This is a genomic window from Brevundimonas sp. (assembly GCF_031082345.1).
GTDB lineage: Bacteria > Pseudomonadota > Alphaproteobacteria > Caulobacterales > Caulobacteraceae > Brevundimonas.
In genome coordinates this window covers 17,870-27,278 of record NZ_JAVHLH010000007.1, presented here as the reverse complement: position 1 = coordinate 27,278, position 9,409 = coordinate 17,870, and the positions used below count along the sequence as shown (strand labels likewise).

The window sequence follows — 9,409 nt, the reverse complement described above, 5'->3', positions numbered from 1 at the left end:
CCGACATCAACGAAAGCCGGGCCGTGTTCAGTGTCACGGGCGGCAAGATCCGCTTCGGGCTTACGGCCGTTAAGAACCTCGGGGAGGGGGCCATCGAGGGTATCGAGGCCGTCCGCGCGGAAACCGGCCCTTTCAAGAGCCTCTACGATTTCTGCCGGCGGGTCGACTCGCGCCTCCTCAACAAGAGGGCCATCGAGAGCCTGATCAAGGCCGGGGCGTTCGACTCTCGTCCTGGATCAGCGGCCTATTTGGGGGCCAGGATCATGATCATCTGCCGGCCTTCCATGCGCGGCGCATATTCGACCTTGGCGATCTCGTCGAAGTCGGCCTGGACCTTGTTGAGCAGCTTCATGCCCAGTTCCGGGTGAGCCATCTCGCGGCCGCGGAAGCGCAGGGTCACCTTGACCTTGTCGCCCTCCTCGAAGAACCGGTGCATGGCCCGCGACTTCACCTCGTAGTCGTGAACGTCGATGTTCGGCCGGAGCTTGATTTCCTTCAGCTCGACGACCTTCTGGCGCTTGCGCGCCTCGGCCTTCTTCTTCTGCTCCTGGAAGCGGAATTTGCCGTAGTCGAGGATCTTCGCCACCGGAGGTTCGGAGGTGGAGACGATCTGAACCAGATCCATGCCGGCCTCTTCGGCGGCTTCCAGCGCGGCGGACGTGGGCATGACGCCCTGCTTTTCGCCGTTCTGATCGATCAGCAGAACGCGCGGCGCGCGGATGTCTTGGTTCATGGGCGGCCCGTCCTTGACGGGCGGCTGGTTCATCGGACGGCGAATGGGCGTCGTTTCCTTGCAAGTGGACGATAAGCGCTTTGACGGGAGTCAGCGCGCGACAGATCGCGGCGTTCCCTCCAAGCCGGCCCTATATGACCGCGAATGCCCGCCGCTTCAAGGTTTGGCGGGGCCGGCCCCGCCGATGAAGGCATCGTGCAGGCCCAGTACGGCCTCGAACACATGATCCACCGTCAGCGCCTCGATCGGCGCGAACTCTCCGCGCGTCTCGTTGGAGGCCACGGTGCGGGTCTTCGGGCCCCACGGACCGTACAGCCACCACTCCGTCGGACCGAACAGACCCAGCGTCGGCCGGCCGGCCGCGGCGGCGACATGCATCAGCCCGGAATCGTTGCCGACGAACAGCGCCGCCCGGTCGATCGCCGCCGCCGAGGCCAGGATGTCGCCCTTGCCGACGAAGTCGATCCCCCGCTCCCCGGCCGCCGCCAAGGCCGGCGCCGCCGGCGGATGGTCGCCCGGTCCGCCGACCAGCATGAAACGCCAGCCGTCGAAGCGCGGCTCGGCCTTCAGCCTTTCGACCAGCCCGCCCCAGCGGTCGGACGGCCAGCTCTTGCCCGGCTGGTGGGCGATGGGGGCGAGGGCGAGGATCGGGCCGGGCGCGGCGGCCAGTTGCGGATCGATCACCGCCGCCGCCTCGGCGCGGGCCTGGTCGTCAAGGAACAGTTCGGGATCCAGGGCCCGCGCCGCGCCCATCATGCGCGACACCATCTCGACCTTGGGCAGGCCGGTCTCCAGCCCGCGGTGATAGACCCGGCGCGTCTTCGCCCGCACCTGGAAGGCCAAGGCCGAGCCGCGGATGTCGATGACCATGTCCCAGCGGGTGCGCCAGACCTGCCTCCACAGATCGATCCAGTGTCCGGCGAATTTCTTCTTGTCGAGGATGATGACCCGCTCGACGCCGGGCGCCGACCGGAACAGCGGCGCGGGCGGACGGCCGCAGGCGACGGTGATGCGCGCGCCGGGCAGCTGGCGGCCGATCTCGCGGATCACCCCGGAGGAGATCACGCAATCGCCGATGCGGTTGGAGGAGACGAACAGGACCCTGGGTTCGGACACGCGGATTGGCCTTCGCTTCGCTTGCGGTCGTTCGCTATCAGTCCCGAAACGATTGCGCGAGAGGGACGCCGATGGACGACCTTGAACATCTGACCCGCCCGGACGGCGAACGCCTCGCCTTCAAACGCGTGCGGGGCTCCGGTCCGACGGTGGTCTGGATCGGCGGCTTCCGCTCGGACATGGAGGGGACCAAGGCGCTGGCGCTGGACGCCGCGGCGCGCGAGCGCGGCTGGAACTATCTGCGCTACGACCATTTCGCCCACGGCGTCTCGTCCGGCGACTGGCGTCAGGCCACCATCGGGCGCTGGCGCGAGGACGCCGTCGCCCTGATCGACAGCCTGGAAGGCCCCATCGTACCCGTCGGCTCGTCGATGGGCGGCTGGATCGCCCTGCTGCTGGCGCTGGCCCGACCGGACCGGCTGGCCGGGGTGGTGCTGGTCAATCCCGCCCCGGACTTCACCGAAGACCTGATGTGGCCGGGCCTCGCTGATCACGAGCGCCAGGCCATCCTGCGCGAGGGCGAGACCCTGGTGGTCGAGGAAGGGCTGGGCGAATACGTCCTGACCCGCCGCATGTTCGAGGAGGCCCGCGACTGGCTGCTGCTGCGCGGCCCCCTGCCCGTCCCGGCGCCGGTCCACATCCTGCAGGGCCGGGCCGACGATGTGGTGCCGTGGCGGCGCCAGAGCGCCCTGATCGAGCGACTGACCGGCGGCGATGTGCGGCTGGACCTGATCGAGGGCGGCGATCACCGCCTGTCCTCGCCGACCGATCTCGACCGCCTCGTCGAGGCCGTTGAACGGAACCGCCGCTCGGGCTCTATAGTGTCTCCGGATTAACCAGGAGAAACGCCATGCGTATCGCCCTTTTCGTCGCTCCCGCCGCCCTCGCCGTGACGCTCTCGGCCTGCGCCTCCGGCATGGGCCCGAGCCACTACGAGACCGAACTCGCCCGGCTCGCGGCCGACTGCGAGGCCCGCGGCGGCGTGTTGTCCCCCACCGGCCAACAAACCGGCCGCCCGCAGCTGGACAACGTCTGCAAGGTCACCGGCCAGCCCTCGACCCGCGTCGGCGGCTGACGATCAGAGCAGGGCCGTGATCGCGGCGCCCCCGGCGGGCTTGCGCGCCGGACCTGTCTAAAGGAGCGCGGCTATGGCCGCGCGGGCCTGCTCGCCCAGGTCGGGCCGCTTCAGCGCCAGGGCGACATTGGCCCGCAGCAGGCCGATCTTGTCGCCGCAGTCGTGGGTCACGCCCTCGTATTCGACCGCGGTGAAGCGCTGGTCCTTCATCAGCCGGGCCATGCCGTCGGTCAGCTGGATCTCGCCGCCCGCTCCGCGCGGCTGGTTCTCGAGAATGCCGAAGATTTCCGGCTGCAGGATGTAGCGACCCGAGATCGACAGGTTCGACGGCGCCTCGCCGCGCGGCGGCTTCTCGACCATCCCCTTCATGCGGATATGACGCCCGTCGCGGTTCTCCGGATCGACGATGCCGTATTTGTGGGTCTCGCTCTCGGGCACGGCCTCGACGCCGATGACATTGCCGCCGACTTCCGCATAGACCTCGGCCAGCTGTTTCAGCGCCCCCGGCGCCGCGTCGACGATCACGTCCGGCAGCAGCACCGCGAACGGCTCGTCGCCGATGATGTCGCGGGCGCACCAGACCGCGTGGCCGAGGCCCAGCGGCTGCATCTGGCGGGTGAAGCTCATCTCGCCCGCATGGGCCAGCTCGGCGTTCATCATGTCGAGGATTTCGGTCTTGCCCTTGGCCAGCAGCTGGGCCTCGAGCTCGATCTGGTGATCGAAATAGTCCTCGATCGCCCCCTTCGACCGCCCCGTCACGAAGACGATGTGCTCGATCCCGGCCTCGCGCGCCTCTTCGACGATGTAGCTCAGGATCGGCCGGTCGACGACGTTCAGCAGTTCCTTGGGCGTGGTCTTGGTGCCGGGCAGCACCCGGGTGCCGAGGCCGGCGACGGGCAGGACGGCCTTGCGAAGGCGGCGGGCGTGAGCGGTCATGCGATATCCTGAACGGCGAAGTCGAACAGCCTAACGCATAAGCCGCGTCGCGCGATCACTCCACCGTCACCGACTTGGCCAGGTTCCGCGGCTGGTCGACGTCCGTGCCCTTCTGCACCGCCACATAATAGGCCAGCAGCTGCACCGGCACGGCATAGACCAGCGGCGCGATCAGCGAGTGGCACTCGGGCGCATCGACGCGGCGGATGCCGGCGCCATGCGGATCGGGGGCCGACTTCGGCGCGATCATGATCACCGGCCCGCCGCGCGCCGCCACCTCCTGCAGGTTCGACGCCGTCTTCTCGAACACCTCGTCCATCGGGGCCAGGGCCACGATCGGGGTCAGTTCGTCGACCAGGGCGATCGGCCCGTGCTTGAGCTCGCCGGCGGCATAGCCCTCGGCGTGGATGTAGCTGATCTCCTTCAGCTTCAGCGCCCCTTCCATGGCCAGCGGGAACATCGCCCCGCGACCGAGGAACAGCACGTCCGTGGCCTTGGCCACGTCATGGGCGACGGCCTTGAGGTCGTCCTCCATCAGCATGGCCTCGGCGATCAGGCGCGGGGCCTCGAACAGGGCCTGGACCAGTTCCGCCTCGCGCACCGCATCGATGTGACCGCGCTGCACCCCCGCCGTGACTGCCAGCGCCAGAAGGGCGGCGACCTGGGCGGTGAAGGCCTTGGTCGAGGCCACGCCTATCTCCGGCCCGGCGTGGGTCGGCCACAGCGTCCCGGCCTCGCGCGCCATCGACGAGGAATGCACATTGACCAGCGTCGCCGTCTGCAGCCCGTTGGCCTTGCACCACGACAGGCTGGCCAGGGTGTCCGCCGTCTCGCCCGACTGGCTGACCGCGACCGCCAGCGTCCCCGGCGTCAGGGCCGGCTGGCGATAGCGGAACTCCGAGGCGATCTCGACGTCGCACGGCAGGCCGGCTAGCTTCTCGAACGCATAGCGGCCGATCTGGCCGGCGTAGAAGGCAGTGCCGCAGGCGACGATCTGGATGCGGTCGACGGCGGCGAAATCGGTTCCGTCGACCTTGACCTTGCCGTTCACGAAATCGAGGTAGTGCGACAGGGTGTGCTGCACGCTGTCCGGCTGCTCGTGGATCTCCTTCTCCATGAAGTGCCGGTACTCGCCCTTCTCGACCAGGGCCGACGAGGCCGAGACCTGCACCACCGGCCGGTCGACGGCGTTCCCGTCCACGTCGAACATCCGCGCGCCGGAGCGGTCGAGGCCGACGTAGTCGCCTTCCTCCAGATAGGAGATCTGCTGGGTGAACGGGCCGACCGCCAGGGCGTCCGAGCCGAGATACATCTCGCCCTCGCCCCAGCCGACCACCAGCGGGCTGCCGCGCCGGGCCCCGAGGATCAGGCCGTCCTCGCCCTCGACCAGCACGGCCAGCGCATAGGCGCCGGTCAGCCGGTCCAGAACCGTCTTGAAGGCGACCAGCGGATCATTGGCCCGCGACAGTTCGCGGTCCAGCAGATGGGCCACCACCTCGGTGTCGGTCTGGCTCTCGAAGACGTGGCCCTCGCCGGCCAGTTCGGCCTTCAGCTCGGCGAAATTCTCGATGATGCCGTTGTGCACCAGCGTCACCCGCCCCGCCTTGTGCGGATGGGCGTTCTCGGTGGTCGGGGCGCCGTGGGTCGCCCAGCGGGTGTGGCCGATGCCGACCGTGGCGTTCAGCGGCTCGGCCGCCAGCACCGCCTCCAGCTCGCGGATCTTGCCCTTGGCGCGCCGCCGCTCGATGCGGCCGTCGACCAGCGCCGCCACTCCGGCCGAGTCATAGCCGCGGTATTCGAGCCGCTTCAGGCTGTCGATCAGGCGGGGAACCGCCGGGCCGGTCCCGGTCACGCCGATGATGCCGCACATGATACAACTCCCCGCAAATCTGGTTTCCGTGCTTTGCGCACGGACAGGCTATGGTCTAGGGCCAGCCTGATCGTCGGCGCCGGTTTAGGCGAGACGGCCCGGGAATTGCACCTGAAAAGCGGTTTCGCAACATTTCCGCGCAACCGTAGCGCGCTGGATACGAGGAAGACTGGACTTGGGCGAGAGACGCTATTTCGGCACCGACGGCATTCGCGGTCGCGCCAACAGCCATCCGATGACGGCCGAGGTGGCCCTGCGCGTCGGCCTCGCCGCCGGCCGCCTGTTCATGTCGGCCGACGACCGTCGCCACCTGGTGGTGATCGGCAAGGACACCCGCCTGTCCGGCTATATGATCGAGCCCGCCCTGGTCGCCGGCTTCTCGGCGGCCGGCATGGACGTGCGCACCTTCGGGCCGCTGCCGACCCCCGGCGTGGCCATGATGACCCGCTCGATGCGCGCCGACATCGGGGTGATGATCTCGGCCTCGCACAACTCCTATCTCGACAACGGCATCAAGCTGTTCGGCCCCGACGGCTACAAGCTGTCGGACGATGTCGAGCTGAAGATCGAATCGATGATGGACCAGGCCCTCGACGCCGACCTGGCCCCGCCCGACGCCCTCGGCCGGGTCAAGCGCATCGACGACGCCCAGGCCCGCTATGTCGAGGTCGCCAAGGCCAGCTTCCCCAAGGGGCTCAGCCTGCAGGGCCTGCGCATCGCCGTCGATTGCGCCAACGGGGCCGGCTACAAGGTCGCCCCGACCGCCCTCTATGAACTGGGCGCCGAGGTCTGCGCCGTCGGCGTCGAGCCGAACGGCCTGAATATCAACGCCGAGTGCGGATCGACCCATCCCGAGACCCTGGCCGAGGCGGTCCGCACCTACCGCGCCGACATCGGCATCGCCCTCGACGGCGACGCCGACCGGGTCATCATTTGCGACGAGAAGGGCCAGGTCGTCGACGGCGACCAGATCATGGCCCTCGTGGCCCTGGACTGGGCCAGGCGCGGCCTGCTGAAGGGCGGCGGCCTGGTCGCCACCGTCATGTCCAACCTCGGCCTCGAACGCCGGCTGCAGGCCGAGGGCCTGACGCTGGAGCGGACGAAGGTCGGCGACCGCTATGTGATGGAGCGGATGCGCGAAGGCGGCTTCAACCTCGGCGGCGAACAGTCGGGCCACATTATCCTGCACGACTACGCCACCACCGGCGACGGCCTGATGTCGGCGCTGCAGGTGCTCGCCGTGCTCGTGGAAAGCGGCAAGCCGATGAGCGAACTGGCGAAGCAGTTCGACAGGGTCCCGCAGAAGCTCGAGAACGTCCGCTACAAGGCCGGAAAGCCGTTGGAAGACGCGAAGGTGAAGGCCGCCATCGCCGACGCCGAGGCGCGGCTGAACGGCCAGGGCCGCCTGCTGGTCCGCCCCTCCGGCACGGAGAAGCTGATCCGGGTGATGGCCGAGGGCGACGACGCCGGACTGGTCAGGTCGGTGGTCGCCGACGTGTCGGCGGCGGTGAAGGCGGCGGGCTAGACCTCCACCCTCTCCTTCAGGTCCGCCAGCATGGCCACCGCGCCGCGGGCGTAGGGCGCGATCCAGCGGTCGTGGACGGCCTTGATCGGCATGGCGTTGAGATGGTTCCAGCGCTCGCGGCCCTCGCGGCGAACGACGACCAGTCCGGCCGACTCCAGAGTCTTCAGATGCTGCATCACGGTGCAGCGGTCCAACGCACGCTCCGCCTCGCACAGCTGCCCGGTGGTCCGCGGCCCGTCCTTCATCGCATCCATCAATCTCCGGCGAACGGGATTGGCCAAGGCCTTGAAAACGCTGTCGAGATCATCGTCGTTTGACATGTTATGTTTCTATAACATATAAACCCGACCCGCAACCACGGAGAGGACCAATGGAGCTGAAATTCGAGGTGTCGACCCGCGTCGCGAGGCCGGTCCATGAGGTGTTCGAGGCCGTCGCCGATCCGACGAAACTGTCCGCCTATTTCACCACGGGCGGCGCCGTCGGCCGGCTGGAGACGGGCGCGACGGTTCAGTGGGAGTTCGCCGACTTTCCCGGCGCCTTCCCCGTGGAGGTCGTCGAGGTTGTTCAGGACGAACGGATCGTTCTGCGCTGGGAGGCCAACGAGGGTGTGCCGGAGGGCGAAGACCCGGTCGTGGACGCGGGCTATCTGACGACGGTCACCATGACCTTCCAGCCTCTGGATGACGGAACCCGCACGCTGGTTCGCATCGCCGAAGAAGGGTGGCGCGAAACCCCTACGGGCCTCAAGGCCTCCTACGGCAACTGCATGGGCTGGTCGCAGATGCTGTCGGCGCTCAAGGCCAATGTCGAGTACGGCATCAATCTCAGGACCGGCGCCTATCGCTAGGCGACCATTCGGCGCCTCGACTTCGCCGGTTCGACGCCCGATCGGCTCCACCTCAACTCAACGATGGAACCCGCCGTCGGACCGGAGCAGTCTGCCGACATGATTCTAGCCCGCCGGCCCGGCGCCCTCTCCCTGATCCCCGGCCTGCTCGCCTGCGCCGCCGTGGCCGTGGCCGCGGTCGCCGTGCAGGCGCTGGAGCTGCGGCTGTTCGGGCGCGGCTGGATCGACGCCATCGTGCTGGCCATCCTGATCGGCGCCGCGATCCGCTCGGTGTGGACGCCCCCGGCGGCCGTCCGGCCCGGCGTCGAGTTCAGCGCCCGCACCCTGCTGGAGATCGCCGTGGTCCTGCTCGGCGCCTCGGTCAGCGCCGCGACGGTGATGGCCATCGGGCCCGGCCTGTTGCTGGGCACGGCGCTGGTCGTCACCCTCGCCATCGTCGTCAGCTACGGCCTCGGCCGGCTGCTGCGCCTGCCGCGGCGGATGGCGGTCCTGATCGCCTGCGGCAACGCCATCTGCGGCAACTCGGCCATCGCCGCCGTGGCGCCGGTGATCGACGCCGACGCCGAGGACGTCTCGGCCGCCATCGCCTTCACCGCCGTGCTCGGCGTCGTGGTGGTCCTGACCCTGCCCGTGCTCGGCGCGGCCCTGCCGATGAGCGACGTCCGCTACGGCGTGCTGGCCGGGCTGACCGTCTACGCCGTGCCCCAGGTGCTGGCCGCCACCCTGCCGGTCGGCGCCGTGGCCGCCCAGGCGGGGACCCTGATCAAGCTGGTCCGGGTGCTGATGCTCGGCCCGGTCTGCCTCGCCCTCGCGGTCATCGTCGCCCTGCGCCGCCGGGTCGACGCCGGGTCGGAGGCCGCCGACGCCCCGCCGCGCCGCGTGCCGCTGGGCCATCTGCTGCCATGGTTCATCGTCGGCTTCCTGCTGATGATGGGCGCCCGGTCCCTGGGCCTGATCCCCGCCGCCGCCCTGCCCGCCCTCGGCTGGTTGACCACAGCCCTGACGGTGCTGGCCATGGCCGCGCTGGGTCTCAGCACCGACGCCCGCGCCGTGGCCCGCTCGGGGCCCCGCATCGCCGCCGTCGTCACCCTGTCGCTGCTGGCCCTGATCGGCCTGGCCCTGGGCCTGATCGGCCTGCTGGCGCTGGTCTGAGCGCGGCCGGGCAACCCGGTCCTCCGATACCCTGCCATCCCGGCCAAACCCGGTCAGAACCCTGTCATCCCGTGCAGCGGGCGCGAGCGCGCTTCATGCCTGCGTCCGGGATTGACGTATCGCCGTGCTTGAATGCCCTCGTCCCTGCAGGG

At 69.2% G+C, this 9,409-nt stretch carries 10 protein-coding genes and 1 pseudogene; 6 read left to right on the top strand and 5 right to left on the bottom strand.

Going from position 1 to position 9,409, the window contains the following annotated elements:
- Window positions 1-5: 5 nt before the first annotated feature.
- Window positions 6-215, top strand: a pseudogene (locus RDU12_RS15855) (trans-splicing intein-formed DNA polymerase III subunit alpha C-terminal partner DnaE-C); the annotation flags it as partial.
- Between the two features lie 29 nt (window positions 216-244).
- Here RDU12_RS15855 and infC read toward each other — a convergent pair.
- Together infC and RDU12_RS01095 are read right to left on the bottom strand one after the other, a co-directional pair.
- Window positions 245-766: a translation initiation factor IF-3 gene (gene infC / locus RDU12_RS01100; protein WP_300289365.1), complete on the bottom strand. Its 522-nt coding sequence runs from the start codon at window positions 764-766 to the stop codon at window positions 245-247.
- A gap of 123 nt (window positions 767-889) precedes the next feature.
- Window positions 890-1,849 (bottom strand): glycosyltransferase family 9 protein, encoded by a 960-nt coding sequence (locus tag RDU12_RS01095; RefSeq protein WP_300289364.1) that lies wholly within the window; start codon window positions 1,847-1,849, stop codon window positions 890-892.
- Between the two features lie 71 nt (window positions 1,850-1,920).
- On the opposite strand from RDU12_RS01095, the gene RDU12_RS01090 reads away from it, so the two are divergent.
- Both RDU12_RS01090 and RDU12_RS01085 read left to right on the top strand, forming a co-directional pair.
- Window positions 1,921-2,685 (top strand): alpha/beta fold hydrolase, encoded by a 765-nt coding sequence (locus RDU12_RS01090; protein WP_300289363.1) that lies wholly within the window; start codon window positions 1,921-1,923, stop codon window positions 2,683-2,685.
- 14 nt (window positions 2,686-2,699) lie between these two features.
- Window positions 2,700-2,924, top strand: coding sequence for a hypothetical protein (locus tag RDU12_RS01085; protein ID WP_300289362.1), 225 nt, complete (start codon window positions 2,700-2,702; stop codon window positions 2,922-2,924).
- A 57-nt stretch (window positions 2,925-2,981) separates the two neighbouring features.
- Here the strand turns inward: RDU12_RS01085 and galU are convergent, their stop codons facing one another.
- A complete protein-coding gene (gene galU, locus RDU12_RS01080) occupies window positions 2,982-3,860 on the bottom strand; it encodes a UTP--glucose-1-phosphate uridylyltransferase GalU (RefSeq protein ID WP_300289361.1) in 879 nt (292 codons plus the stop codon).
- 55 nt (window positions 3,861-3,915) lie between these two features.
- Window positions 3,916-5,730 carry a glutamine--fructose-6-phosphate transaminase (isomerizing) gene (glmS, locus tag RDU12_RS01075; protein ID WP_300289360.1) on the bottom strand — a complete coding sequence of 605 codons (1,815 nt, stop codon included), beginning with the start codon at window positions 5,728-5,730 and terminating at the stop codon, window positions 3,916-3,918.
- Window positions 5,731-5,905: 175 nt separating this feature from the next.
- Between glmS and glmM the strand changes: the two genes are divergently transcribed.
- Window positions 5,906-7,255: a phosphoglucosamine mutase gene (glmM, locus tag RDU12_RS01070; RefSeq protein ID WP_308683974.1), complete on the top strand. Its 1,350-nt coding sequence runs from the start codon at window positions 5,906-5,908 to the stop codon at window positions 7,253-7,255.
- Here glmM and RDU12_RS01065 read toward each other — a convergent pair.
- Window positions 7,252-7,575, bottom strand: a complete 324-nt coding sequence (locus tag RDU12_RS01065) for a helix-turn-helix transcriptional regulator (RefSeq protein ID WP_300293662.1) — start codon at window positions 7,573-7,575, stop codon at window positions 7,252-7,254. The two genes, glmM and RDU12_RS01065, sit on opposite strands and share 4 nt — an antisense overlap.
- A 50-nt stretch (window positions 7,576-7,625) precedes the next feature.
- Between RDU12_RS01065 and RDU12_RS01060 the strand changes: the two genes are divergently transcribed.
- Window positions 7,626-8,105: an SRPBCC domain-containing protein gene (locus RDU12_RS01060; protein ID WP_300293660.1), complete on the top strand. Its 480-nt coding sequence runs from the start codon at window positions 7,626-7,628 to the stop codon at window positions 8,103-8,105.
- 99 nt (window positions 8,106-8,204) lie between these two features.
- Complete coding sequence (locus tag RDU12_RS01055; protein WP_308683973.1) at window positions 8,205-9,257, top strand: putative sulfate exporter family transporter; 1,053 nt, start codon at window positions 8,205-8,207, stop codon at window positions 9,255-9,257.
- The last annotated feature ends 152 nt before the right edge of the window (window positions 9,258-9,409 follow it).

Bases quoted from the DNA above. Each gene is read 5' to 3' on its own strand.
- infC (WP_300289365.1), bottom strand. From the start codon at position 766: ATGAACCAGCCGCCCGTCAAGGACGGGCCGCCCATGAACCAAGACATC.
- RDU12_RS01090 (WP_300289363.1), top strand. From the start codon at position 1,921: ATGGACGACCTTGAACATCTGACCCGCCCGGACGGCGAACGCCTCGCC.
- RDU12_RS01085 (WP_300289362.1), top strand. From the start codon at position 2,700: ATGCGTATCGCCCTTTTCGTCGCTCCCGCCGCCCTCGCCGTGACGCTC.
- galU (WP_300289361.1), bottom strand. From the start codon at position 3,860: ATGACCGCTCACGCCCGCCGCCTTCGCAAGGCCGTCCTGCCCGTCGCC.
- glmS (WP_300289360.1), bottom strand. From the start codon at position 5,730: ATGTGCGGCATCATCGGCGTGACCGGGACCGGCCCGGCGGTTCCCCGC.
- RDU12_RS01065 (WP_300293662.1), bottom strand. From the start codon at position 7,575: ATGTCAAACGACGATGATCTCGACAGCGTTTTCAAGGCCTTGGCCAAT.
- RDU12_RS01060 (WP_300293660.1), top strand. From the start codon at position 7,626: ATGGAGCTGAAATTCGAGGTGTCGACCCGCGTCGCGAGGCCGGTCCAT.
- RDU12_RS01055 (WP_308683973.1), top strand. From the start codon at position 8,205: ATGATTCTAGCCCGCCGGCCCGGCGCCCTCTCCCTGATCCCCGGCCTG.